Genomic DNA, 24,903 nt, shown 5'->3' on the forward strand with positions numbered 1-24,903 from the left:
GGCATACCTCAAAGGTACTGTGATGGCTGAATGAGACACGCGAACGGCCCCGATCAGATGAAGACCGATGCACTTCCGGCGCGCGCTTCAATCGCCACCGGACAATTGATCCTGGACAACATCGACTATGACGAGCGCGCCACCATGCGCGCCTGGGAGAGTTTTCTTTCCGACGAGCCTACTTGCGCCCGCGATCCGGTCCACGTCCGCTCGCTGATCCACGATTCCTGGTACCGCAGCGCCACCGGCGGCATCAATGCGCAGGGCATCGAAGCGCCGCTGAGCAGCGATCGGAACGAGATCGAATATCTGACCCGCGCCAATGCCGAACTGCTCTCGGCGGCGAGGCGCTCATTCGCGTCGCTTGGCCAGTTGCTGGACGGAACGGGAGCGATGCTGGTGCTTGCCGACAGCGATGGCGTGCTGATCGACGCCATCGGCGACAAGAAGACACTGCATGACGGCATGGACATCCATCTGGCAGTAGGCGGCAAATGGAACGAGGATGCCGTTGGAACCAACGGCATTGGGACCGCGCTGTGGACCGGCGAACCGATTTTCGTCCACGCGGCCGAACATTTCTGTGCCGGCATCAAATCCTGGACCTGCGCCGGCGCGCCGATCCGCGATCCCCTGGACGGCAAGATCATCGGCGTTGTCGACCTGTCGGGCTATTCGCCGATCTTCCGGCCGCATAACACGGCGCTCGTCGCCGCCACCGCCAGGCAAATCGAGAAGGCTCTCGCCGAACAGCAGCAGGAGCAGCGCACACGCCTGCTCGAGGCGTTTATTTCCTCGGCACCCAGCTACCGCCGGAAAGACGGGTTGGTCATCGTCGATCATCGTGGCCGCGCGATCTTCTGCAACAACGTGCCCAACGGCGACGCGACGGAGATGATGGACGGCCCGATGGAGCCGGGCCGCGGACGTTGGCTCATGAACCTGCCGGCCTCCGGCTCGGAGACCGATCTTGCCAACGCGCTGCCGGCGCACCTGCGATCCTGCCATGTCACGCCGCTGAAGCTGGATGGCGACCTTCGTGGCGCGGCCCTGGTGTTTCCCTCCGTACCGGCCGTCTCGAGCATGACGGTGATGCGTCGGGAGGGGGACAAACACCTGCGGGCAGCCGCGGCGATGATCATCGGCGAAAGCGAAAAATTGCTGGCCGCCGTCGATGTCGCTTCCCGGGTGGCCGGATCGAACGGTGTCACCTCGTTGCTGATAGAAGGCGAAACCGGTGTCGGCAAAGAGCTGTTCGCCCGGCTTGTCCATGCCGGCAGCCGGCGCACCGAAAACGACCCGTTCATCGCCATGAACTGTGGCGCAATCACCAAGGAGCTGTTCGGCAGCGAATTGTTCGGCCACGTGGGCGGAGCCTTTACCGGAGCTTCGCGGGACGGCAAGCCCGGCATCTTCGAACTCGCCAATGGCGGTGTGCTCAGCCTTGACGAAATCGGCGAGTTGCCGCTCGAAATCCAGCCCTTCCTGTTGCGTGTCCTGGAGGAGCGCGTGGTTCACCGCATCGGCGACTCGAGGGGCCGGCCGGTGGACGTGCGACTGGTCGCATCGACCAATCGCGATCTCAAGCAGGAAGTCGCGGCCGGACGCTTCCGCAGCGATCTCTATTACCGCATCGGCGCGGTCTCGATTCATGTGCCGGCCCTGCGTGAGCGCGGCGACGACGTGCTCTTGCTGGTCGAGCATTTCAATCGTCAGATCGCAAAACTGGCGGGCACTGATCCCCTGGAGTTTTCAAATGAAGCACTCGACGCGCTGCTGGCCTATCGCTGGCCGGGAAATGTGCGCGAATTGAAGAACCTGGTCGAGCGCCTGCACATACTGGCGCGCGACGGCACGATCGGACTTCAGGACCTTCCCGAAGAAATCAGTGCGGGCAACCGCAACGCCATGGCCATGCACAGCGACCATCCCACGACCATGCTCGAAGCACCCGTGTGTACATTCGAGGATGGAGAACGCCAGGCGATCAAGAATGCGCTTGTCGCGGAGGGCGGCAATCTCAGCAAGGTTGCGCTGAGGCTCGGCATTTCGCGGCCGACGCTTTATCGCAAACTCGGCCAATACGGCATCCGGCGCGGTTTCCTCTAAAGCGCATCGCGGGTCACTTTTGGGCGACATGCACTAGATCCAATCATCGGCAAAAAAAACCCGCGGCATTCGCGCCGCGGGTCGGGGAAAGTTCGGCGACCGAAATCGCCTTCAGGGAACGATGACACCACGACCGGTGAACCGGCGGTTCTTGAAATCGTCGAGCGCGGTGTTGATGCTGGCGAGATTGTATTCGGTGTAGTGCATCTTCACCTTGCCGTCGGCGTTGAGCTCCATCAGTTCGACAAGCTCAGTGAAATTGCCGACCAGGCTGCCGCCGATGTTGATCTCCTCGATGACGAGATGCGCGGTCGGTACGTTGATGTTGCCGCCATAGCCGACGACGAACAGTTGCCCGCCCTTGCGCACCATCTTCCAGCAGATGTTCTCGACACCGAGTTCACCGACGAAATCGATCACCACATGCGCGCCGCCGCCGGTGATCTGGCTGACTTCCTCGACAATGTTTGGTCCGCCATCGAGGACGAAGTCGGCGCCAAGGTCCTTGGCCAGCACCCGCGCTGCAGGTTCGCGATCGACTGCGATGATGCGGCAACCCGAAATCGCGTGCAGCGATTGCAGAGCGATATGGCCAAGCCCGCCTATGCCGAGGAGCACGCAGTAACTCCCCGGCCGCAGGAGCTTGGCGGCGCGCTTGGCGGCGCGGTAGGCGGTGATGCCGGCATCGGCCAGCGGCGCCACCTCGATCGGCGTGATGTTGGCATTCAGCTTGATCAGCGAGCGTTCGCTGGTGATGAAATATTCGGCGAAACCGCCGTTCATGCCAAGGCCGGGGAACTGACCGTTGTCGCAGTACATGTCCTCGCCATGGCGGCAGTTGAGGCAAATGCCGCATGAGCGGAAGGGGTGGCAGATCACCGCGTCGCCGCGCTTGACCGATCGGACGCCACTGCCGACCTCCTCGACCCAGCCGGCATTTTCGTGACCCATGATATAGGGCAACAGCGTGCCTTCAGGGTCCATCGTTGGCTTCCACACCCCTTCGATGATGTGCAAATCGGTGCGGCAGAGGCCCGCGGCGCCGACCCGCACGATCACCTCGTCGGGCGCGGTGATCGTCGGCGCCTTGACCTCCTCGATCTTGAGCCGAACATTCATCTTCGGATCGTATTCGTAAAGTCTGGCAGCTTTCATGGCTGTGTCCTTTCAACGTCGAAATCGTTGCGTTGCAATGTTGCTTCAGGCGCGGCCTAGCTTTTCCGAGCCGCCGCCGCGCGCCGGTCCGGCCGTCGGATCCTCGTCCTCGGCGAGATCGCCAATCAGCGTTTCGGTGGTCAGGATCAGCGTCGCCACGGAAGCTGCGTTGGCGAGCGCGGTATAGGTCACGCGGACCGGATCGATGATGCCTGCCTCGAACATGTTCTGATACGCGCCGGTCGAGGCGTTGTAGCCATAGCCGCCATTGATGCGGGTGACCTCGACCACCACCGCTTCGGGATCGGCGCCGGCATTGGCGGCGATACGCCACAGCGGCCGTGACAGGACCGAGCGCACCAGGCGCACGCCCTCGGCGACATCGCCATCGACGCCGGCCGCGACCTTGTCGAGCAACGGCGCGATCTGCGCGAGTGCCGAACCACCGCCGGCAACGACTCCCTCCTCGGACGCGGCGCGCACCGCATTCAAGGAATCCTCGATCAGCTGGATGGTCCGCTTCTGTTCAACAGGCGTGACACCGCCGGCGTAGAGGATCGCGGTGCCACCGGAGAGCTTGGCCAGGCGTTCGCGCAGCTTGTCCTGGTCGATGTTGGGCTGCGAGGCTTCATACTGGCGCTGCACCTGGGCGCGGCGCGAAGCAATTGCGCCGGGGTCGCCGCCGCCGCGAATGATCGAGGTGTAGGACGAACTGGTCTTCACCCGGTCGGCCGTCCCGAGATCCTCGGCGGTGACGTCCTCGAGCCGGCCGCCGAGATCGCGCGCGATCACCCTGCCGCCGGTGATGATGGCCAGATCCTCCATCATCGCCTTGCGCCAGTGGCCATATTCCGGCGGATGGACGACCAGGTACCGTCCCGGTCCCTGCTTGCCGAGCAGCGTCACCACCACCTCCGGCGACATTTCCTCGGACACGACCAGCAGCGGCCGGCCATCCGCGTCGGCAATGCGGCGCACCGCATCGAGCTGCCCGGGCTCCTTGATCTTGAGGTCGGTCATCAGGATGTAGGGCCGTTCGAGCACCGCCTCCATCTTCTCCTGGTCGGTCACCATGTGATGCGAGAGGTAGCCGCGTTCGAAGGACATGCCCTCGACGACATCGAGCGTGGTCTCGGTGGTAACGCTGAAATCGGTGGTAATGACGCCTTCGGCGCCGACCCGCTGATGGGCTTCCGCCACCAGCGCGCCAAGCTTGGTGTTGGTCGCCGCGATATTGGCGACCGAGGCCAGGATGCCGTTGCCCTTGGCGGGTTTGGCGGAAGCCTTGAGCGCCGCCACCACCGACGCCACGGCAAGGTCGATGCCCTTGCACAAATCGACGGATTTCACGCCGCGCTCATTCGCCTCGACGCCGCCCTGGATGAGCGCGTTGGCGAGCACGATGGCCGTCGTGGTGCCGTCGCCGGCGATCTCGTTGGTCTGCATCGACACTTCGCGGACGACCTGCGCACCCATGTTCTCGAAACGGTCGTGCAGTTCGATCTCGGAGGCGATGCTGACACCGTCGCGGGTCACCATCGGCGTGCCGATCGGCCGGTCGATCATTGCGTTCATGCCTTTGGGGCCGAGCGTCGGCTCGACGGCGGCTGCGAGCCGGAAGACGCCACGGGCGAGAGCACGGCGGGCCTCGGAATTGTGAAGCATTATCTTGGGCATGATTCCTCCTTCCGCCTTACGGGCGGGTTGTTGGTTGGGGGCCTCGTGCGAGGGAGGCCGTTGCTGTCAGCTCTGCTTCAGGCGGTCGGTGCAGTCCTGGCCGGCACGCGATCCAGAATGAAATCGACCAGCGTCGGTTCGCCGTCGACCACATCCAGTTCCTTGTATCTCGTCTGCTTGAGCCCCCGGCACAGCGCGCCGTTGAACTCCATGTTGATGCGCACACCGCGCAGCTCGGCGAGATGAGCACCGAGTGCGCCAGGCGGTATGGGCTGGCCTTCCCAGGTCACGAAGACGGGATCGTCGGCCCGGCGATCGAGAAAACGCTCGAGCAGGGCCGCCCTGTATCTCGGCTTCTGCTTGGCCGCCTCGCCCGGCTCGAACCGCGCGACGTCATAGGCCGCAAGGTCCATGCCAAGGATTTCCCGATCGGTCAGGCCGTGCAGCCGCAGGCCGCGCAAAACCGCCTCCTGGCGTCGCTTGAAGGCCTTCATCCTGAAGGTCTCGCGCAAGGCGGCGAGATCCTGGTCCTCGGCAAGCACGGCAAAGATGTCGCCGAATGTCTTGCCGGCTTCCATGCCGCGATTGACCTCCTCCGCGAACATGTGGTCGTGCAGCTTGACGCGATAGGCCGGTGCCCAGGAGAGCTGGTCGAGCGCCTTGCGGACGCCGTCCAGCATCAGGAACGCGAAGTTGGGCGAACACCAGTAGGTCGGCAGGCGGAAGTCGACCTCGGCGCTGCCGTCGCCCATCACCTCTGCCCGCTCGACGAAGCCCATCTCGGTGATGGCTTCGTCGAGTTCCGGGTCGTTGACCTCATCAAGGCGCCGCCAGAGTTCCTTCTCGCGGCTGCCGGAAACGCTGGCGGTTGCCATGGCCCCTACTCCGCAGCGATGCTGAAGGGCGTGCTGGCCAGCGCCTTCTTCTTGGCCTCGACGTCGATGTTGTAAAGACGCGCGGCGTTGAGGCCGAGTATCTTCTCCTTGATCTCGTCGGTCAGCTGCACGCCCCGTTCGGCGGCGATGTCCTGCGGGATCTGATAGGCCCAGAATTTGTCGACCAGCCAGCGCGGCGTCCAGATCGCATAGTCGGAACCGAACAGGATCTTCTCCGGCCCGAGCCAGAACAAGAGCTCGGCAATGACTTCGCCGAAATAGCGCGGGCGCGCATGGATGAACGGCAACGCAACCGCCAAGCCGCCATAGACGTTGGTTTCCTGCGTCGCGATCCAGCAGAAATCGTCGAGGCGCGGCAGGCCGCAATGCTCGACAATCCAGTTGAGGTTCTGGAAATCCGTCGCCGCGTGGTCGACGTCATGGACGTCGAAGGCGTCCTTCGAGAGCGGGATGATCGTCGGGCCCTTATGGACGTGGATGTTCCTGATGCCGAGCTTGTCGCAGAGTTCGAAGCATTTGTAGGCATCGGGATCGGTGAGCTTCCAGCCCTTGGACGCGCCGTTCCATTCGGCCGTGTACATCTTCACGCCCTTGACGTTGTAGGTCTCCTTGAGGAAGTGGATGTACTCAAGCGCCTTCTCGCCGTCGCGCGGATCGAAGGCGCCGTTGACGATGAAACGCTCGGGATAGCGCTTGGCCACCTCGGCGTTGCGCTCGATCGTGTTGAAGCCGTTCTTGTAGAAGTCCTTGAGATAGGTCGACTGGACGATCGCCACATCGTCGGGACCGTCGATGAACAGGTCGCGATAGAGATCGTCGGCGCTGTACTTCTCGAACTTGCTCTTTTCCCACAGCTGGTCCTTCGGGCTCAGGCCCGTATGATAGGCATAGAAGCACTCGATGAACTGCTTGCCGTGGATATTCTTCTGGTTCTCCGGGCTGCCGTCCCAGAAATGAGTGTGGCCGTCGACCACGAAAATGTCCTTGCCTTCCGGTGTCCTGTACATTGTTGCCTCCGCAGCAATCGCGTTGATCGGTTCGGCGCGCCGCACTCGCGCGGCGCGCCGGATTTTCGTGGCGGCTATTCGATGTATTCGAACATCTCGTCCATGTTGCCGAACAGGATCACGGTGTTGTCGTCGACGCGAACCATGCGGCCATAATGGGTGGAGGTGTTGACCTCGAAGGTCTCGGCCGAAATCTCGCGGCCGAGATATTCGCCGATCGCGTCCATCTTGAAGATCAGCTTGCCGTCGCCGTCGATGCGGATCAGCGCGGGCTGGTAGGTGATGGTCACCCCCGGCTTCTGGCCCATGAATTCGGCGATGGCGCGAGCCTCGACCGAGTCGTTCATGGTGACGCCGCACTGATGCGAAATCGTCTGCTCGAAGGTGATGTCCTTCATCGACTTGAAGATGTTGGAATGGGTTGCGTCGCGTGCTGCTAGTGACATGACAAGTTCTCCTGTTTCAGCGCTTGAGGCCGAGTTCGCCGAGGATCTGGCCAATCCGCTCCTCGGATTTGGCGCGGACATCCGCGAACGCAACCGGCTTGGAATGCGGCATCGACCAGATCGGCTGCAGGCCGGTGGCTGCCTTGTCGGCGAGCGTGCCGTGTTTCTTGACCCAGCCCTGGAAGAGCTTCTTGTTCGCCGCGCCATGCTTCTCGTCATGGGCGAGCATGTGGATGAGGTCGATTGTGTTGGCGAGGTTGCGCTCGTAATCGGCCTCGGCGGCCGAAATCACCGCCGGCGTGATGAAGTCGTGGTTGGCGGCGGCGATCTGCATCAGGAAGCCGGAGCGGAACACTTCGCCCACCAGCGGCTCGAAGACGATGTTGATGGCGAAATACTGTTCGAGATAGTCGGTCGCGCCCATGATGGTCTCGACCGCTTCGCGCGTGCCTTGCCAGTTCTTGTCCTCGAGCCAGGCCTTCTTGCCGAGTTCGTCGTCCCAGCCGGGAAGGTCCATGCCGATCTCGGCAAGGTAGAGCGTGATGTCCTGGGCAAGCCTGAGCTTGTAGGACGAGTTGGTCAGCGTCGCGTTGTTGATCATCTGGGTGTAGCCGTAGCGCTGCGCCTGCATCAGCGAGGTGCCGAGCCCGAATTCGGCGTGTTTCCAGGCGCCGAGCTGCGTCTGCAGGATCTTGACCCAGGCCTTGTCGAAGGTCTTCGGTGCGCCCGATTTGCGGGCATTGTTGATGACGCTCTGCACCATCGTCTCGATCTTCGACTGGCGCTGGTAGTGCGTGCGCTCCCATTCCTGGTCGGGGGCGCGGAAGGCATGCCAGTTGGAACTCTGCGCGGCGGTGTTCTGCTTGACATAGGCGCCCTTGCCGTCGGCGAAGGAGATGATCCAGTCCTGGATCAGGTAGCGCTCCGGGTCAGGCTGAACGTCGACCGTCATGTCCTCGTAGTGGGTGGCGCGCTGGCCTTTCGGATCGAAATACCGGTATTTCCGGCTATCTGAATCGGCGAAGATCGCCGCGCCGGCGGCTCCGGATCCGACTGAACTCGAGGTTGCAGGCATAGTCTCTCTCCCTTGTTGCAGTTGTGGTTGGCTTGGCACGGCCGCCCTCAATGGGCCGGCGTTGCACCTGCCGATGTGGTGAACTTGTCGAAGAAGATCCGCTCCGTTTCGAACCCGTTCATGAACAGGACCGGCTGCAGCGCATCGATCATCGGCGGCGGGCCACAGGCATGGACATCGCCCTGCCCGTCGACCGCCAGTTGCTTGAGCTTGGCGTCGACGCTCTGGTGCACGAAGCCGCGTTCGCCCTGCCATTCGGCGTCGTCATTCGCGTGCGACAGCACGGGAATGAAGGTGACGTCGGAATGATTGCCGACCAGCTCGGCGATCCTGTCGAGATAGAACAGGTCGTTGCGGGTGCGGGCGCCGTAGAAGAAATAGACCGGACGTTTCTCGCCGCTCTTCAGGTGGTCGTTGAGGATCGACCAGATCGGCGACATGCCCGATCCGGCGCCGACCAGGATCAAGGGTCCTTGCCGTTCGTCGCGGCGGAAACAGGTTCCGTAGGGTCCGACGACGGTGACTTCGGCTCCGGCCCTGATGCCTCCGGAATCGAGTTCTCCCGAGAACTTTCCCTCAGGGTATTTTTTGATGATGAAGGAGAGTTTTTGGGTTTGGTCCGGCGTATTTGCCATGGAGAACGAGCGCGTAATCGTCTCCCCTTTTTGCGTGGTAACCGTGATGTCGACATATTGCCCCGCCCAAAACTTCATCGGGGAGCCGAGTTCGATTTCGATGCCGCGAATGTCGTGGGTCAGCTGCTCGATGCGAGCAATCCGGCCCTTGTACGTTTTCACGGCGATCGCTTTCGCCAGAATCTCCTCGTCGTAGTTGAGAAGCTCGACTTCCAGGTCGGAGTAGGCGATGCAACGGCACAACAGGACGTGCCCGCTCTCCTTCTCCATGTCGTTCAGTGCGAAGGTCGAGTATTTCAGCATGTCGACCTCGCCTTCGAGCAACACGCTTTTGCAGGCCGAGCATTGCCCTTCCTTGCAGCCGTGCGGTAGGGCGATGCCCTGGCGGAATGCGGCGTTGAGCACCGTTTCGCCATTCTCGACCTCGAATTCGACGTCGACTGGGCTGAGCCTGACCGTGTGGGTTTCCGACATACGGACCTCCAGTGAAAGGTAGGGGCGGGACGGACCCGCCCCCCTTTGGCCTGATCAGTTGCAGGGATTGATCGTGAAGCCGGCGCGGTATTCCGCCAGGTGCTTCTCACGGTCCGCGGGCGACATGGCACGCAGCGCGTTGAGCGGCGATCCGAGCGTGTTGCCGCGCACATCGTCGAGCGTCCACATCTCCTTGTCGTCGAAGCGCAGATGCGGCTGCGGAACCAGCGTCTTGCCATCGGAGCGGACGAAGTTCAGGTCCTTGATGGCATCGGCCAGATCCCAGCCGTCATAGAGCGTCTCCCATTCGCGCTCGCCGCTGAAGCGGCCCATCGCGGGTGTCGGACGGCCCTCATACTCGTCGGCGAAGGCGACCGTGGCGGTCCAGCGGTCGAGCTCGTGGGCGAAGGTGTAGAGTTCGCCATTGATCTCGCCGACCACCATGTCCTCGCGGATCAGGCAGGGAACGAGGCAGGACCAGCAGCGGTGCGGATAGACGTAGCCGACGTCGCTGTTGAAGAGCAGCACCTTCTCGCCCTTATGGCTGAGCTTGGCGTACCATTTCCAGAAGTCGCCGAACTCGGCGTACCAGCCGGGATATTTGTGCTCGAACCACTCGAAGTCCTTGTCGGTCTGGGCTTCGATGCGCCAGAAATTGACCGGCCAGCCGACCGCGAAGAACTGCCCGACCTTGTGGACGTAGTTCTTCTTGGTGATGCGTTCCCAAGCGGCCTGGACGTCGTCGTGATGGACCTTGATGCCGTATTTCTCGAGCGGCAGCATGTAGGTGCGGTAGTAGTCCTCATAGATCCAGCGGTGCCACATTTCCGCGTAAGACTCCTTGTTCTTGTCGCGGTTGGTGGTGCCGTATTCGATGAAGGTGCCGATGGCGGCATCGACGATCGCGTGGTTCTGCCAGAAGGCGTAGCGCAGGTCGCGCTCGAGCAGCAGGTGGTTTTCCGGTTCCTTGAGCGCCGCCATCAGCAGCGAATGGCCGTTGCCGATATGCCGGCTCTCGTCCGATTGCACCGACAGGAAGACGGTCGGCAGCGCATAGTCACCGTTGCGGGCGGCTTCCGAAGGCATGGCAACAAACAGCGTGTTGGTGAAGGCGGTTTCGGCAACCACGGTCAGGTACATGCAGGCGGCGGTCATCGTGTCGCCGGTGATGAAGCCTTCGGCGAACTGGCGGCCGATGGTGGTGGCGTAGCACTTTCCGAAAGCTTCCTCGGTGATGTCGAAGCCGGCCGGATCGATGTAGTTCTCCATGTACCATTTCTTCAGGTTCATCTGGATCGTCGAGTGACGGAACTCGTCGATCATCTGCATGGTGAAGCCGGTTCGGAGTTCCTCGCCGGGTGCGATACGGGCGACCATCGCCATCGAGCGGGCGGCGGAGATTTCCGGGAACGGAATGATGGCCAGGAAGAGCTTCATCCACTCGACCCAGCGCGGTTCGACGTTGCGGAACATGTCGCCGCGCAATGCCGCATCGAGCGCGCCATAGACGCGGTTGTCCTTCTCTTCCTGCATCGGGAAGTAGGAGCGCAGGACCTGCTTCATCGGATCGCGCGGCGTCTTGTTGATCTTGTAGTCGGTCGGAAATGTCATCGCTTCCTGCACGTAGGAAGGATTCCAGCCGAGATCGGCAATCTTCTTGGTCGCCTCGCCGACGGAAATTCCGCGTTGCGAGGTAATCTTGTTGAGCGTCAGAGACGTCATGGTCATAAGCCTCCACCAGGTTTGGGCCGCGGGTCCCTTGACCCCGGCATGAAGCGGCACAAAGCACCGCCAGTGAGAGTGCGAACGGCATGACAAAGGGTTGCGCATTCAGGCGCGACTCATGGTCCGGCCATTCAAGTGGATCGCGGCAAAGGTTTTCGAGGCGTTTTGGCAGAGACCCGCGACGCCAACCGCATTTGCGATGGGCGTATCGAAACGCTGCTTCCTCCGTTCCTTCGTTCTTTTGGCACCGCGCCAAGCGCGATGGGCTTCTTGTGAAAATAATCAAAGCAAGCGTCGTGCCAGTTTGAAAACGAGGTCGGCGGCCAGCGCCTAAAACAAGATCGCCATCTTTTCGGCGTATGAGCGGACAGCAAACTGTAACGTTATTTTACAGATGTAACTTACGACTGTAATATTAATCATATATTCGCAACTGCAACATATCTAGTTCGCAGCTGCAACAAATATCAAAATACGCAGGTCTCTATTTAATTCTTTGTCTTTCTCTACTATTTGATGCCAACAGCCCATGGGCGGGCCTGGCGCTGGAGAGAGACCATGCCGAACGATAAGGACAGGAGCGGGCCACCCCGACCGATGTCCAGCCATGCCGACGGCGTCACCGGCGATCTTGTCAAGCTGATGCCCCGCGATCTGGTCTTTGTCATGCGCTTCATGGGCGAGAGCCAGCACCGCCTGCAGAGCCATTTCCAAGACTTCATCCGGGCCGAGCTTGCCGCCGGCGGCGTCACCACGGAGACGCATCCGATGATCCATCTGTTCATCGAAAACCATGCGATCCTGCTGCGCGACTTCGTGTTTTCAGGCGTTTCGCTGACACGCCAGTTCCGCGTCGACGAGATCGAGCGGCTGACCGGCGACACGACATCGATGATCCGCGTCGATATCTGGGACCAGCTCAAGAGCCACATCGAGACGGCCGAAAGACAGTTCCAATCACAGGCCGGCGCATTGCCCAAATTGCTGTCGGCTTTCGAAAAGCCACCCGGGCCTTTGGGGAGCGAGAAATGACCGGCGGACCCGATACTGCCAGGCGTGACGCGCTGCTTGCCCGCCGGCTTGATCTCGTCGCCGGAGTCTCCGCCCTCACCGCCGAAGCGATGCGGCTCAACCAGAAACGCGCCGGCATCGAAATGGACGTACTGCGCCTGGAGCTGGAAATCGGCAGAAGCGGCGCCAACGCGCAACTGGTGCAGGATTTGCATGAGGCAGAGCGAAGTGCTGCGGCGATCATGCAGGCATGCACGGCTTGCGAGGACCGCATCGTCGCGGCCGAAGGCGACATCGAGGACGTTGATCGCCGGCTTGCCGCAACGGCGAACGAGAACTGACGGGAGAGATGGCATGAACCAGCAGACGATGCAGAACCTGACCTTGTTCGACCTTCTGGCCCGCAGCTGGCAGCGGCCGTCGGCGATCGCCGATCTGCGCTTCAGCGCCGACGGTTCGGCTGTCGCCTTCACCTCCGTCGACGGCACCGTCGCCGTTGCCGCGGTCGCGGATCACGAGCCGCCGGAGTCGCGGATCAGGGTGAGCAACGATCTCGGCCAGACGACGATCCGCCCCCGGGAAAAGCCACCAGTCCCATTGATCGCCACGGCGGCGTTCGGCGATGGCGACGTCCCCCTCGCCGCCCATGCGCATTCCGGCTTTCTGGTCGGCGCGGCCAGCGGCGAAGCGTTGCCTCTGACCGCCGGCGGTGAAGTCGCGGAACCCCTGGCCAGGATCGACGGGCCGATCGTGGCCATGGATCACAGCGCCCGGGCGACGCTGACGGCCGTCAGCAACGGAAAGGATGTCTTCCTGTCGAGCGGCCAGGGCGATGCGGTGAAGCTGAAACATGCCACGACATCGTCCATCGACGCCCTCGCGTTCTCGCCTGGCGGGAGACGCCTCGCCTGCGGCCTTGATGAGGGGCTGTCGATCTGGTCGGTCGAAGGCGACGCTGCCTTGATACGAGACATTTCTCTTTCATCGCGCCCGGTATCGATCCGCTGGAGCAACGACGGGCGCTGGTTGGCCTGCGGGCTTGAGACCGGCGGCTTTGCGCTGATCAGCCTGGCCGATGGCCGAGCCGATATCGTCTCGGGATTTCCATCGCCCGTTCGGACGGTGTGCTGGAGCGCGCCGGCAAATGCGCTGTTTGCCTCGGGTGCGTTCCGGATCGCCGGCTGGTCGATGACCGCCCCACCATTTGGCGGCGAAACCTCGGGCGCATTGGAGACGGGTCGCGCCGGGCTGGTTCTGGTCGAAGCGGTGGCGGCGCACCCCGAGAAGAAGCTGGTTGCCGCGGGTTACGCCAACGGCCGTATCATCGTCGCCCAGATCGGCTCGCGCGACGAGTTTCTCGTCAAGCCCTTGGGCAGCGCTGTCACCGCTCTCGCCTGGTCCGGCGACGGGCGGCATCTGGCGATGGGCACCGTCGACGGCACAGCCGCGATCGTCACCTTTCCCGCGCAGATGTTCAAATAGCGGACCAGTCCACATGAAACAGGAGGATGACATGCAGACCGAACTCACCGCCGAGGACGAGAGCAAGGACGAATTCTTCGAACGGCTGGCCAAACTGTCGGAGGAGATGGTCGCCAGGCATGGCAAGGATTTCAGCATGGGCGCGCTTGTGCTGGCCGCCCGCTGGATCGCCGAAAACCGGGTCGGCAAGCTGAAGACCAACTAGGCTGGCGGGACTGTCCGTTCCTCAGCCGACGAGGCGATCCCGTGGAGCGGAGCCGCCGGCGTTGCTACGTCATGGTTGCACCGTGCCAGACGGCGAGATCGTTCATGCTGCAGCTGCCGCTGTCTGATGCCAGGCGGTTCGCTCAAACGCAGTCAACGTACGCCGAGCATGGACCTTCGTGGCGCAAACCACGGCAAGTGCGATGAAGAAGAGGATGCCTGGATCGGCGCTGCCACCCGACAGTGAGCTGGCAATTATGCCGGCGAGGGAAGCATTCCTGACGCTCGTCACGACTGCTTCGGTTTCCGGGTCCACCCATTCCCGCATCCGTCCCAATCCGCCGACCAGGACGCCGAGCAGGATCGCCATCATCAGCGATCCGAACAGGCCAAGTTGGGAAAGGACTGCGATCGGCCAGCTCGATGCCCTGGAACTGCCGAAACCGACGCCAAGGCCGCTGGTGTCCAGGAAGGACTGCAGGCTCTTGACGTTCCAATAGGTGCGCTCATGGCCTGAGGCAGAATCCGCTTTGTTGATGATGGTGCTGTTGATCAGCCTGACGAAAGGCTCCAACGCTCCGGCATGGTAGAGGCTGACGCCCATGATGGCGACCACGCCAATCGCCATCAGAGCGGTTACCATTATGTCCTCGCGCTCAACCCGCCCCCTGAGGACTGAAACCAACATCGAGAAGGCGACCGGAAGGCACAGGAGGGTAAGACCGACGTAAGCGGTCGATGAAGTCGACAGAATGGTCAGGAAGAGCAGGATGCCCGCCAGCCACTGGGCAAGGCGTGACTTGGTCTTTCGCCAGTAGGTGTAGCAAAATGCCAGGCAGGCAAGGGAAACGCTGGCGAACGAAGAGGCCTCCGCAAAAGGTCCCGTGATCCGCACGAATCCTTGCTCGACCGCTTCCGTTATGAGTGCGTAATTGGCGGTTCTGATCGGTGCCAGCAAGTCTCCCAATCCTGCATTCTTGCCGATAAAATCGACCAGCCCCATGCCCGTGTGCAGACCGCACCACAAGAAGAAGCCGCGGCGGACTTGGTCGATCCTTTGGGAGTGGAGCAGCAGCACACAAAGCGCGATGGCGGTGAGCCCGCCAAGAATGAAGTAGCCCGTCTGTGAGGTGTTGGCCGAAACCGGGGCCAAGGACGCTTCTACGACAGCGCCTCGGGTTTTCGACTGCACGAAGACGGCGGTCTGTCCTGCGAAGAATCTTGGAAACAGCCATGCCCCGATGATTGCGTAAGCCATGAGGCTTGTGAGAACCCAGACCGGGCGGATGCTCCCGAATACACTTCCAAGATCGAGCCAGATGCGACGCCTGACTGTCACGGCCATGACGAGCAGGGCCGCAAACATGGTGTAGATCAGTGGGGACGACCCTCCTAGAAAGGTAAGCGTCACGATGGCGGTCGCACCGAACGCCTGGGACGCGATCAGGCCGATGATCAGCATTCCCCTGGAATAGCGTGCAACGGTCAAAATCGCCGCGCACACCAGCAGCCCGACCAAAGAGACCTGCATTGTTGATCGAGCCTCCCGCTTGGTTTGGCCCTAGACTCTGCGGACGCAGGAAGCCGTCCGACCACCCATCTTTCGGCAGATGGATATCGCGGGCAAGAGAGCCAAAGGACGTAGCCTGACACCCGCATCCGCAGGACGTGCAAGTGCTCCTCCCCGGGTGGGTGCCGAAGCGTGATCGTCCGCCCGGCGTACGCTCAAAGGTTGAATAGCTGAATGTCCCGGTCACGGCTGCTGCGTTGTAAAATTCACGGCGGCAGATCGGAGGATATGAAAGGAGTGCCTTTTCGTTTTCGAGCGAGGGGTGACCAGCAGGTCGGTGGGCTTCTTTGTTTCGCGATGGCAGTCCGGCCTACGCCTCCTGCAAACGGCTAACCCTCGGTCCGCGAACGCCTACTAAAGAACGCCTCGACCAAAGAAAATAGTAATCTTACAGTACGGTTGCAGGCTTGTTTTTGCTTTCAGTTGCAAAATCCTGTGTTAATGATGAAATTGTGGGAGCGCTGGGCAAAGGGCGGGTTGTTTGAGTTCCAGCACCAGGAGGAGAAGCGGTATGACCACTCAGGTTGTACAGAGCGTATTCGGTCCCAAGCAGGTCACGAAACTCAAGGAAGTTTACGAGCGGGCGCGGGTAGTGGAGGCAAATTATCCCGAGTCCCACATTGCCAGCAAAGCCGCCAAAAGGCTTATAGAGGCCTTCGAAACCGTGATCCACGTTGACGGGACGGTTCTGGATGTGAAGTGGCTCAGCGAGGCCAATCCCCAGGGAAACGCCTGAGACCAGGCCCCGTCTTGGGGTCTGTAAAGCTATATAGTGAAGGACTTCATTTCTCCCACGTCAGCCTGCCCGCAGGCGGATCCTGCTTGCCGTTCCAAATCAACCTCTTGGGACCTGGCTCGACGCGGGTTCCCCGCGTGGAGCTGCGCCATGGGAATGGCCGGGCCGTCCCATCCAAGGTCTCGCAGCGCTCGGGACCCACTGTGTACGTTTCATACACAGACTTAAAAATTTTACCGAAAATTAACCTAAGTTAGAGACTGCTTATGGATAGCCCATAGACTGCCCAAGCTGCTGTACATGTCGGCAGCCAAGAACTGCTCAAGGCTCCAGGTTGGGGTAACGGCCTGAAGCTTTAAAATGGGTTGGGTATCAAACTTTCAATTCAAGAGATGAGGGGCTTTGTTGGGCGCCGCTAAGCGGCTTTCGTTGGGGAAAGGGTGGGTATAAGTATGGGTTCAACAGTAGGACTGCACAACTACACTTCGACAAATCAATCGGGAGTTCCGTCTAGCGGAATAGAAAATGTCCACGAGCAGGTAGGCAAGCAATACCTTCTCATGCTGGACGGAAGGGCACTAGACCGCGAGTGTCTTGCATCGGCCCTCGAGGATCACGAACTCGGCATGGCGGTCGTCGCCATGGGCTCGATCGAAGAATGGCGCATGAAGAAGGGGGCAGCCCCTCCACTTGCAGCTATCCTCTTCAACCTTGGCGGCCGGAAGGTCACCGATCATGGCATCGCCGACGAGATCAGGCATATTTCGTCCGAGTTCAAGTCGGTCCCCGTGGTCATCCTGGCTGACACCGAAGACCTTGGACAGATACTGACGGCTCTCGAATGCGGCGCACGCGGCTACATTCCGACCTCGGTCGGGATCGACGTCTGTGTCGAGGCGATCAACCTTGCGGCAGCGGGAGGCATCTTCGTCCCGGCGAGCAGTGTCCTTTCCATGCGGCACCTTATAGGTACAGGTAGCCGCGACACGCAGCCTTTGACGGGCATGTTCACACTCAGGCAGGCAGAGGTCGCCCAGGCGCTTCGGCGCGGCAAGGCGAACAAGATCATCGCCTACGAGCTGAACCTGCGCGAAAGCACCGTAAAGGTCCACATCCGAAACATCATGAAGAAGTTGAAGGCCAGCAACCGCACCGAAGTGGCCTACAAGGTCAATGATCTCTTCGCAGAAGGTGCTCTGGCCGAAGAGTGATCGCAGACAATAAGACGACCCGCTTTGGCTAGTCCTGGCGGGTCGTATTCTTACCGCACTAAAGATCATTCAGTGAAGGTCGATGGATCGCCGATGCCGCGAATTGCGTCGGGAGCCGTCCGAGCTATACGGCCGCGCTCCGACGCGGATCGTTGCCCCTAACTCTCGACAGTGTGCCGCAGGTGGGCATTTGCGGAGTGCTCCGAAACGCCTCGATCCGTTGCGATGATCTGGTTCCGTAGCACCCTGAAAAACTGTTCCATTTGCTCGGTATCAGTCGGTGCCCGCGTTGTGTATCCACCATAAGTGCTAAGCGCTGACCTTATGGAGAACGCGAAATCCTGAGCCCAGCATGTAGACTTGCTGCCGGAATGGAGTGGTCGGCATGTCTGAGCAAAGCCTTCGTTTTCGCAAATCCGTCCGCCTGCAGGAACGTGGTCGTGAACTGATCCCGGGCGGTAGCCACACCTACGCAAAAGGCGAAGACCAGTATCCCGTCCTCGCGCCGGGCTTCATCGAGCGTGGTTTGGGATGCCATGTCTGGGACGTCGACGGGAACGAGTACATCGAATACGGCATGGGCAACCGTTCCGTCGGGCTGGGACACGCCTACCCGACCGTGGTCAGAGCCGTGGAGGCAGCCCTCCAAGGTGGATCCAATTTCACGCGGCCGGCCAGGATCGAGGTCGACTGCGCCGAGACGTTCCTGGAGCTCATCGGCGCGCAGATGGTGAAGTTCTGCAAGGACGGATCGGATGCGACTTCGGGAGCCGTTCGCCTTGCCCGCGCCTACACGGGTCGCGATCTCGTTGCCTGCTGCGCCGACCATCCCTTCTTTTCGACAGACGATTGGTTCATCGGGACCACACCGATGAATGCCGGAATTCCGGAGGCGGTCCGAAAGCTCACCGTCACTTTCCGGTACAACGATATCGCCAGCGTAAAGGATTTGTTCGACAGGCACCCCGGCAAGCTGGCCGCCCTGATCCTCGAGCCTTCCCGCGGCGACGATCCGGTGGACGGATTCCTGCATGAAGTCCAGCGTCTCTGCAGGGAAAAGGGCGCACTGCTCATTCTCGACGAGATGATCACCGGGTTCAGATGGCATGCGTCCGGGGCGCAGAAGCTCTATGGCATAGAGCCGGACTTGTCGACATTCGGCAAGGCGCTTGGCAATGGGTTTTCGGTCTCGGCCCTGGCGGGCAAACGCGAATACATGCGGCTCGGCGGCCTCGAGCATACGGACCGCCCAAGGGTGTTTCTGCTGTCGACCACGCATGGCGCCGAGACCCATGCGCTTGCGGCGGCGATCGCGACCATGCGGACTTACCAGAACGAGTCCGTGATCGAACACCTGCACCGTCAGGGGACGAAACTGAGGGCCGGGATCGCAGAGGCTGCCAGACGGCATGGGGTGGATGGCCACTTCAAGGTTGTCGGCCGTCCCTGCTGCCTGGCCTATGCCACGCTCGACCCAAACGGCAAGCCGTCACAGGCATACCGCTCGCTGTTCCTGCAGGAGACGATCAGGCGTGGCGTGCTCATGCCGTCTCTCGTCGTCAGCTACACCCACGACGACGCGGCCGTCATGAAGACGATAGAGGCCGTCGACGGCGCCCTGGCGGTCTATGCGCAGGCCCTGGAATCGGGAACGAGCCGTTTCTTGGTAGGTCGCCCCACGCAGGTTGTCTTCCGCCGTTATAACAATGGTGACAGCCGAGCTGAAATGACCGCTCCAGAGAGCCCTCCAGCCGCGAACAATGCGACCATGGGGCAATCCGAAGCCCGGCTCGCGGTAACATCCTGACGCCACGAAGGCGTTGCTTTCTCGTTCTCTTGGAGCAAGGACGGACCCTTATGCGGCAATCCCGCATTGTTTCCGCATGAGAGGATGGGACAGGATCTCACTTCCATTGCGGAAGCAGCAAGGTGCGGGCTTGTCAAGGCCCTTCAGGCGAGGTCGGCACAGGACGGGCCGAAGCCATCGCTGGCTTGCACAGGCGCCTTGCTGCCGCGGAATCCGCCGATCAATCTACAGCAGGAACTGGCTCGGGGAAGGTGTATATCCCTACCCATTTAACGGCTTCCTCGATCGTATCGAAGTTCTTGTGCAGCCCGCTCAGCAGGCCGAAGCCTGTCTCTAGGAACCACTTGCCTTTCGTGCAGTAGGCTTCCTCGTCGATCTGGGTAAGGACGGCGACCAGTTGGTCGGATTTCCACACCAGAACCCCGGATTCTCCGCCCTCGACCGTTCCGATGCGAGCTTCGCTGAAAGAGAATCCCGGCGCAATGATTGCATTGCCCATTTTGATAAAAATCCCTTCAATTTCAAAATGGAAGGCAGAAAAAGACAGAAGGTAAGCCATAGGACCGATGGCCAGCTTCTGTTGTATTTTTAACCCAGTGGTAGCGATTTAAGTAACAGATCGTCCGGTCAGTTCAACCCCCTTTTCACCCGTTTCATTCGGTCATCCACCATTCTCTTCTCGGCGAAAATATGTGTGAAAAGCCGCTAAAAAATCTTGACCTTTCGAAGCGTGAACGCCTCGGCGAAATGCTCGGGTGCCCGACATTCCATCCCGCGCAACCTGGCAAGGCCGGCGAATGTTTCGCGGTCGAACCAGTCCTTGGAGCGCTGCGTCCCGAAGTGCTCGTGAAGGAGTTCGATCTTGCGTTCCAGCACGTCGGCCGTAAGCGGCACGTAGGCGTTGGGCTGGCAAAGATCACCGTCCCATTTCGGAATCTCGTATTCGAGCACCAGATGGTCGCGGAAGACGTTCCAGGTCAGTTGGTTGACCTCCCGGTGGTCCTGATGGGCGTCGAACCTGGCGTGGGTCAACACCACGTCGGGATGAACCCGCGATCTTAGATCCACCAACCACTGCTTGATGGATCGACTATGGGTCGGAAAGTAGCTGTCTTCGAAATCGGCGACGTGGACTGTGGACGAGTGCGATCCCTGGAGAAAGGCCTCGGCCGAAGCCCTGGCTTCGGCAGACCGCTGGCCGCCGGCGCTCAGCACGCACCAATCGACATCCAGTTCGACCCCCGACGCGATCAGCCCGAGGATCGTACCTCCCGCACCGATCTCTATGTCGTCGGAATGGGCACCAAGGCAGAGGATCGAGAGTTTCTCCCCGCGACGTGCGAGGCCAAGTCCCCTCATGATGCAGCCATCACCATGCTGCGCCTGATTTTCTCCGCGGTGACCCTCCTATTCCAAGGCATGTCCCCCTTTTCGACCATGTCTTCGAGCGATTGCCAATCACGCAGCGTGTCCATCGAACGCCAGAACCCGTCGTGCTTGTACGCCATCAGCATGTTGTCATCGATCAATCGCTTGAAAGGTTCGATAACGAGTTCCTCGCCGTCACGCATGTAGTCGAAGATTTCGGGACGGAATACGAAGTAGCCGCCATTGATCCAGATCTCGGACGTCTCCGTCGTGCGGAACTCGCGCACGCGACCGTCTTCAGCTATGTCGGCCAAATGGTATGTCAGCGGCGCCCGCACGGCGAGGAAGCAGGCGATCTTGCCGCTGGCCTCGAACTTCGCGATCACATCGTCGAGGTCTACATTGGTCAGGCCATCTGAGTAGTTGGCCAGAAACATCTTCTCGTTCTTGACGTGATCCTTCGCAGCCCAGAGGCGTTCTCCGATGTTGCGCCAGATGCCCGTATCGAGCAGGGTGATGCTCCAGTCCTTGACCGTGTCACCCAGCAGCTTCACGTCCTGGCCTCCGTGCGTAACCACGCAATCGGAAAAGGTCTGTGGCCGGGTGTTCAGGAAGAAATCCTTGATGACGTTGGCCTTGTAGCCCAGGCACAGCACGAAATCGTCATGCCCGTAATCGCTGTACCACTGCATGACGTGGCGCAGGATCGGCTGGTGGCCGAGCGGAATCATCGGCTTTGGTATGCTTTCGGAATAGTCGCGGATCCGGGTCCCGCGGCCGCCGCAGAAAAGGACGACTTTCATCTCCGTAACTCCGATAGATCGATCACTGTCACAAAAGGAATTGGCACCACGAATTTCGCGCCCCAGGCGGCGACATGGTGCATCTGCTGAATGATCTCGTCCTTCAGGTTCCAGGGAAGGATCAGGATGTAGTCTGGCTTGGCCTCGTCGATCGCGTCGATGGGCTTGATCGGGATGTGCATGCCCGGCGTGAAGCGGCCGTGCTTGTAAGGATTGCGGTCCACCGTGAAGTCGAGGAAGTCGGTGCCGATGGCGCAGTAGTTGAGCAGCGTGTTGCCCTTGCCAGGCGCGCCGTAACCGCAAATCGTCTTGCCCTCGTTTTTGACCGAAACCAGGAACGCCAGGAGATCGCGCTTCGCGCGCTGCGCCTTGTAGCCGAAAGAGGCGTAGGTCGTCATTTCCGTAAGCCCATGCCTTTTTTCGCGCTCGAGGAGTTCGGCGACACTGTCATTCGTGGCCCGGCTGCTGTCCTCGTTGGCGAGATAAACACGCAACGAGCCGCCATGGGTGGGCAGTTCCTCGACGTCGATCAACCGCAGCCCGTGGCGGGCCGCCATCAGGTCGATCGTCAGCAGTGAGAAATATGAAAAATGCTCGTGGTAGATGGTGTCGAACTGGTTCTCCATCATCAGCCGCTCGATGTGCGGGAACTCGAGAGTGACCACGCCCTCCGGTTTGAGCAGGATTTTTATTCCCGCGACGAAGTCGTTGAGGTCGGGCACCTGCGCCAGGACGTTGTTGCCGATGATCAGATCGGCGCGGAGTCCCTCGGCCACCATCTGAAGTGCCAGCCGCACCCCGAAGAAGTCGACCCGGGTGGGCACGCCCTTCTCGACCGCCGCGCGCGCAACGTTGGCCGCCGGCTCGATGCCAAGCACGGGAACGCCGAGCGGCAGGAAGTGCTGCAGCAGGTAGCCGTCATTGCTTGCGAGTTCTACCGCGAAGCTGTCGGCGCCAAGCCCAAGTCGCTTCGTGATCGCTTCGCAATAAGCTTTCGAGTGGGCCACCCAACTTGTCGAGAAGGACGAGAAGTAGGCATATTCGTTGAAAATGGTCTCGGGGCTGACATACTCCTTGAGCTGCACCAGGTAGCAGCGCTCACAGACCAGGACATTGAGCGGATAGTAGAGTTCCATCTGGTCAAGCTGGTCGGCCTGCAGGAAGCTCTCGCAAGGTGGCGACATGCCCAGGTCGACCAGACTGTGGCGCAGGCGCGATCCGCACAGCCTGCAGCTGACATTGCGGCGTGCCGTGTTCTGGTCGCGAGCAATTTCGACAGCCTGAATATTCATTCCGTACCCCTCTGTCGCCCTGGTTTGAAAAAACGGAGACGCGGTGGCCTGACGATGAACCTGTGCCCGCCGCGCTCCGCAGGGAGTGCATCTTTTCAACGCAGGTTAGGACGGGGCGCCCCCCGAGTTCGATTTGCCAATCCGTTGGGTGTCTTAATCCTTATAGGGAAACGGCGGGGGCAATGACTGCGCAAGGACCTCCGAACGGGGTAATGCGGTCGGCCCGGCATACCGCGATCGGAGAAGCCACCTAAGGCTTAGGTAGCTCTTCCAGCCCAGGCAGTCGGTGCCGACAATCCGACCGCGGTGCTAGCCCGGCTAACTGGGCCCGGCTACTGGGGATTTAGGCAGACATGCGGTTTACCGAAACGGAGCTGAAGGGTGTCTGGCTGATCGAGCCGACACCGGTGGTTGACGATCGCGGTTCCTTCACCCGCACATTCTGTGAAAAGGAGATGGCCGATTGCGGGCTGGCGACGCGCTTTGTCCAGCACAGCCGCGCGCATTCGGTCAAAAAGGGAACACTCCGGGGCCTGCATTTCCAGGACGACCCGTACGCCGAGGTGAAACTCGTCTCCTGTGTCCACGGCGCGATTTTCGATGTCGTGGTGGACCTGCGCCCGAACTCGCCGACACGCTACAACTGGCTTGGCTTCGAGCTGACGCCCCAGAACATGAGGCAGGTCTACATACCAGCCGGGTTCGCCCACGGGCTGCAGACCCTTACGGACGATGCCGAGGTCTCGTATCTCATATCGCAATTCTATACGCCCCATGCGTCGACGGGCGTCCGCTACAACGACCCTGTCTTTTCGATAGCCTGGCCTTTGATGCCGACGGCGATGTCGGAAAGGGATAAGGCGTGGCCGTTGCTCAAGCAAAGAACGGCGGCTGGAGCCTTATGAAGGCGCGGCCAGCAGACCGTGATCCGACAGCATTCTGGCGGCGGCGGCCAGTTCCCTGAACGGCAGACCCGAGCGCTCCGCCATCGCGAGAAGCGAATGCTGGCCGTCGGCGAGATTGAGCACCCAAAGCAGGGACATCGAGGTTGCTCCCGAAGACGCCTGCCCGCCCAGGGCGGCGTAGAGGCCGCGCCTGCCGAGTTGTGGTTCGCCCTTGGGGCGGAGGTTCAACGGCGTCCAATCCCCTTCGACGATGTCGATCACGTCCGTCAGGATACGGAAGGAATCCTCCAGGTACTCCGGCTTGATGAAGTCGAGATTGTCAGCTGAGGTGTGGTATTCGGGGAAGGTGCCGTGGACACTCCGCTGGAACATGCCGACCGGAAGATTGAAGCCCGGCGAACAATATTGCCTCTCGTCATAGCCGTAGGGGGAGAAATCCATCAACTTTGCCCCGGCTTCACGCCCCAGCACGTGAGCCATGGCGCGATCAATGACGGCATCGCCACGACGGCTGCGCTTGTATGCAGGGCGTCCCGCGTCCCCCACGCATGACAGCACCAGACCGTGTTCGATGAGATGTGTCCGGCCCTCGTTGCGAGACAGCCACGTGATCGACCCGATCGTGCCCGGAGCGAACAGGAAGCGGTAGCTGTATCGTGTTTTTCTTGCCTTCATGCTTTTCGCAAGGGTTGCCAGCAGGGCAAGGCCCGAACAGTTGTCGTTGGCCAATGAGGGATGGCAGATGTGCGCCGAAAGAAGGAATTCCCGCTCGGTCTGCCCGCGGTGCAGGTATTCGCCGTAGGTGAGGCTGCCGTCCTTGAGCTCGGCATCGATCTCCACCCGGTAGAGACCGTCGGGCATTTTGGCGACACGCTCGTAGGCGACGCAGAAGCCCCATGTCGGGGCGTAGTAGGAGGTGCGGTAGGGGATTACTCCCGGCTGGTCCGGCAGCGTGTGGATATGCGACATCAACTCGTTGAGCGGCAGGATCCCCTTGAAGGGTACGCTGTAGTTGACGACGTGCAGGTTGGAGTCGGCAAAATCCACGACCGTTTGTCCGTCCGGGCCAATGATGCTGGCCGAGCGGACGTTCCATTCCTTTGGAACAGTCCAGTCGAACACCTGCGTGCCGGTGGGCACCTCATGCCGGTCCAGGTCGACGTGCCCCGACAGGATATCCAGCGTCTCCCGCACACCGTCCCCGGTGATGCTCCTGCAAATCGGAAACAGACGTTCGGCCAAGGCATAGATTTCCTGGCCGAGGTCGGTGGGAGACGGCGGCGCGCCGAGTCCCTCGGGGGTTATGTGTTCCATT

The 24,903-nt window shown here is 61.0% G+C and carries 23 protein-coding genes; 9 read left to right on the top strand and 14 right to left on the bottom strand.

Annotated features, from left to right (window positions below):
- Positions 1 to 30 precede the first annotated feature (30 nt).
- Complete coding sequence (locus tag AC1D2G_RS11445) at positions 31 to 2,109, top strand: sigma-54-dependent Fis family transcriptional regulator (protein ID WP_477414005.1); 2,079 nt, start codon at positions 31 to 33, stop codon at positions 2,107 to 2,109.
- Between the two features lie 111 nt (positions 2,110 to 2,220).
- On the opposite strand, the gene AC1D2G_RS11450 is transcribed toward AC1D2G_RS11445, so the two are convergent.
- From AC1D2G_RS11450 to AC1D2G_RS11485, 8 genes are all read right to left on the bottom strand, one after another.
- A complete protein-coding gene (locus AC1D2G_RS11450) occupies positions 2,221 to 3,264 on the bottom strand; it encodes an NAD(P)-dependent alcohol dehydrogenase (protein ID WP_095080707.1) in 1,044 nt (347 codons plus the stop codon).
- A gap of 45 nt (positions 3,265 to 3,309) precedes the next feature.
- Positions 3,310 to 4,941: a chaperonin GroEL gene (groEL, locus tag AC1D2G_RS11455; RefSeq protein ID WP_477225801.1), complete on the bottom strand. Its 1,632-nt coding sequence runs from the start codon at positions 4,939 to 4,941 to the stop codon at positions 3,310 to 3,312.
- 77 nt (positions 4,942 to 5,018) lie between these two features.
- Positions 5,019 to 5,816, bottom strand: coding sequence for an iron-sulfur cluster assembly protein (locus AC1D2G_RS11460; RefSeq protein WP_477414007.1), 798 nt, complete (start codon positions 5,814 to 5,816; stop codon positions 5,019 to 5,021).
- Between the two features lie 5 nt (positions 5,817 to 5,821).
- Positions 5,822 to 6,844: an amidohydrolase family protein gene (locus AC1D2G_RS11465; RefSeq protein WP_457154225.1), complete on the bottom strand. Its 1,023-nt coding sequence runs from the start codon at positions 6,842 to 6,844 to the stop codon at positions 5,822 to 5,824.
- 74 nt (positions 6,845 to 6,918) lie between these two features.
- Positions 6,919 to 7,290, bottom strand: coding sequence for an MmoB/DmpM family protein (locus AC1D2G_RS11470; RefSeq protein ID WP_095080699.1), 372 nt, complete (start codon positions 7,288 to 7,290; stop codon positions 6,919 to 6,921).
- Positions 7,291 to 7,306: 16 nt separating this feature from the next.
- Positions 7,307 to 8,365 (bottom strand): aromatic/alkene monooxygenase hydroxylase subunit beta, encoded by a 1,059-nt coding sequence (locus tag AC1D2G_RS11475; protein ID WP_477414009.1) that lies wholly within the window; start codon positions 8,363 to 8,365, stop codon positions 7,307 to 7,309.
- A gap of 47 nt (positions 8,366 to 8,412) precedes the next feature.
- Positions 8,413 to 9,474, bottom strand: coding sequence for an NADH:ubiquinone reductase (Na(+)-transporting) subunit F (locus AC1D2G_RS11480; RefSeq protein WP_095080695.1), 1,062 nt, complete (start codon positions 9,472 to 9,474; stop codon positions 8,413 to 8,415).
- 54 nt (positions 9,475 to 9,528) lie between these two features.
- Positions 9,529 to 11,202, bottom strand: coding sequence for an aromatic/alkene/methane monooxygenase hydroxylase/oxygenase subunit alpha (locus AC1D2G_RS11485; protein WP_477414011.1), 1,674 nt, complete (start codon positions 11,200 to 11,202; stop codon positions 9,529 to 9,531).
- 555 nt (positions 11,203 to 11,757) lie between these two features.
- On the opposite strand from AC1D2G_RS11485, the gene AC1D2G_RS11490 reads away from it, so the two are divergent.
- Genes AC1D2G_RS11490 through AC1D2G_RS11505 form a run of 4 tightly spaced genes read left to right on the top strand, consistent with a single transcriptional unit; the run spans position 11,758 to position 13,897 of the window.
- On the top strand, positions 11,758 to 12,231 hold the full coding sequence (locus tag AC1D2G_RS11490; RefSeq protein WP_477301045.1) for a hypothetical protein: 474 nt from the start codon (positions 11,758 to 11,760) through the stop codon (positions 12,229 to 12,231).
- Entirely contained in the window at positions 12,228 to 12,551 is a 324-nt protein-coding gene (locus tag AC1D2G_RS11495; RefSeq protein WP_477414012.1) for a hypothetical protein, read from the top strand. The genes AC1D2G_RS11490 and AC1D2G_RS11495 overlap by 4 nt, the downstream gene beginning before the upstream one ends.
- Before the next feature lie 13 nt (positions 12,552 to 12,564).
- Complete coding sequence (locus AC1D2G_RS11500) at positions 12,565 to 13,692, top strand: WD40 repeat domain-containing protein (protein ID WP_477414014.1); 1,128 nt, start codon at positions 12,565 to 12,567, stop codon at positions 13,690 to 13,692.
- A gap of 31 nt (positions 13,693 to 13,723) precedes the next feature.
- On the top strand, positions 13,724 to 13,897 hold the full coding sequence (locus AC1D2G_RS11505) for a hypothetical protein (protein WP_167458684.1): 174 nt from the start codon (positions 13,724 to 13,726) through the stop codon (positions 13,895 to 13,897).
- Between the two features lie 102 nt (positions 13,898 to 13,999).
- Here the strand turns inward: AC1D2G_RS11505 and AC1D2G_RS11510 are convergent, their stop codons facing one another.
- Entirely contained in the window at positions 14,000 to 15,427 is a 1,428-nt protein-coding gene (locus AC1D2G_RS11510) for a hypothetical protein (RefSeq protein WP_477414016.1), read from the bottom strand.
- A 550-nt stretch (positions 15,428 to 15,977) separates the two neighbouring features.
- On the opposite strand from AC1D2G_RS11510, the gene AC1D2G_RS11515 reads away from it, so the two are divergent.
- The 3 genes from AC1D2G_RS11515 to AC1D2G_RS11525 all read left to right on the top strand — a co-directional run bounded on the left by AC1D2G_RS11515 (position 15,978) and on the right by AC1D2G_RS11525 (position 19,220).
- The gene (locus AC1D2G_RS11515; protein WP_095080680.1) at positions 15,978 to 16,202 is read left to right on the top strand and encodes a hypothetical protein; all 225 of its coding nucleotides are present in this window, start codon (positions 15,978 to 15,980) and stop codon (positions 16,200 to 16,202) included.
- 452 nt (positions 16,203 to 16,654) lie between these two features.
- Positions 16,655 to 17,413 carry a LuxR C-terminal-related transcriptional regulator gene (locus AC1D2G_RS11520; protein ID WP_477414018.1) on the top strand — a complete coding sequence of 253 codons (759 nt, stop codon included), beginning with the start codon at positions 16,655 to 16,657 and terminating at the stop codon, positions 17,411 to 17,413.
- 385 nt (positions 17,414 to 17,798) lie between these two features.
- On the top strand, positions 17,799 to 19,220 hold the full coding sequence (locus AC1D2G_RS11525) for a glutamate-1-semialdehyde 2,1-aminomutase (protein WP_477414020.1): 1,422 nt from the start codon (positions 17,799 to 17,801) through the stop codon (positions 19,218 to 19,220).
- 220 nt (positions 19,221 to 19,440) lie between these two features.
- Here the strand turns inward: AC1D2G_RS11525 and AC1D2G_RS11530 are convergent, their stop codons facing one another.
- The 4 genes from AC1D2G_RS11530 to AC1D2G_RS11545 form a co-directional block, all read right to left on the bottom strand.
- The gene (locus AC1D2G_RS11530; RefSeq protein ID WP_477301049.1) at positions 19,441 to 19,779 is read right to left on the bottom strand and encodes a hypothetical protein; all 339 of its coding nucleotides are present in this window, start codon (positions 19,777 to 19,779) and stop codon (positions 19,441 to 19,443) included.
- A gap of 146 nt (positions 19,780 to 19,925) precedes the next feature.
- Complete coding sequence (locus tag AC1D2G_RS11535; protein WP_095080666.1) at positions 19,926 to 20,579, bottom strand: PIG-L deacetylase family protein; 654 nt, start codon at positions 20,577 to 20,579, stop codon at positions 19,926 to 19,928.
- Complete coding sequence (locus AC1D2G_RS11540) at positions 20,576 to 21,391, bottom strand: sugar phosphate nucleotidyltransferase (RefSeq protein WP_477301052.1); 816 nt, start codon at positions 21,389 to 21,391, stop codon at positions 20,576 to 20,578. Before AC1D2G_RS11540 ends, AC1D2G_RS11535 begins: the two co-directional genes overlap by 4 nt.
- Positions 21,388 to 22,683: a methyltransferase domain-containing protein gene (locus tag AC1D2G_RS11545; protein WP_477301054.1), complete on the bottom strand. Its 1,296-nt coding sequence runs from the start codon at positions 22,681 to 22,683 to the stop codon at positions 21,388 to 21,390. Before AC1D2G_RS11545 ends, AC1D2G_RS11540 begins: the two co-directional genes overlap by 4 nt.
- A gap of 353 nt (positions 22,684 to 23,036) precedes the next feature.
- Between AC1D2G_RS11545 and rfbC the strand changes: the two genes are divergently transcribed.
- Positions 23,037 to 23,588: a dTDP-4-dehydrorhamnose 3,5-epimerase gene (rfbC, locus tag AC1D2G_RS11550; RefSeq protein WP_095080649.1), complete on the top strand. Its 552-nt coding sequence runs from the start codon at positions 23,037 to 23,039 to the stop codon at positions 23,586 to 23,588.
- On the opposite strand, the gene AC1D2G_RS11555 is transcribed toward rfbC, so the two are convergent.
- Positions 23,583 to 24,902, bottom strand: a complete 1,320-nt coding sequence (locus tag AC1D2G_RS11555) for a DUF4910 domain-containing protein (RefSeq protein ID WP_477414022.1) — start codon at positions 24,900 to 24,902, stop codon at positions 23,583 to 23,585. The two genes, rfbC and AC1D2G_RS11555, sit on opposite strands and share 6 nt — an antisense overlap.
- Position 24,903: the final 1 nt, after the last annotated feature.

Source organism: Mesorhizobium sp. P2_C7 (assembly GCF_056404515.1).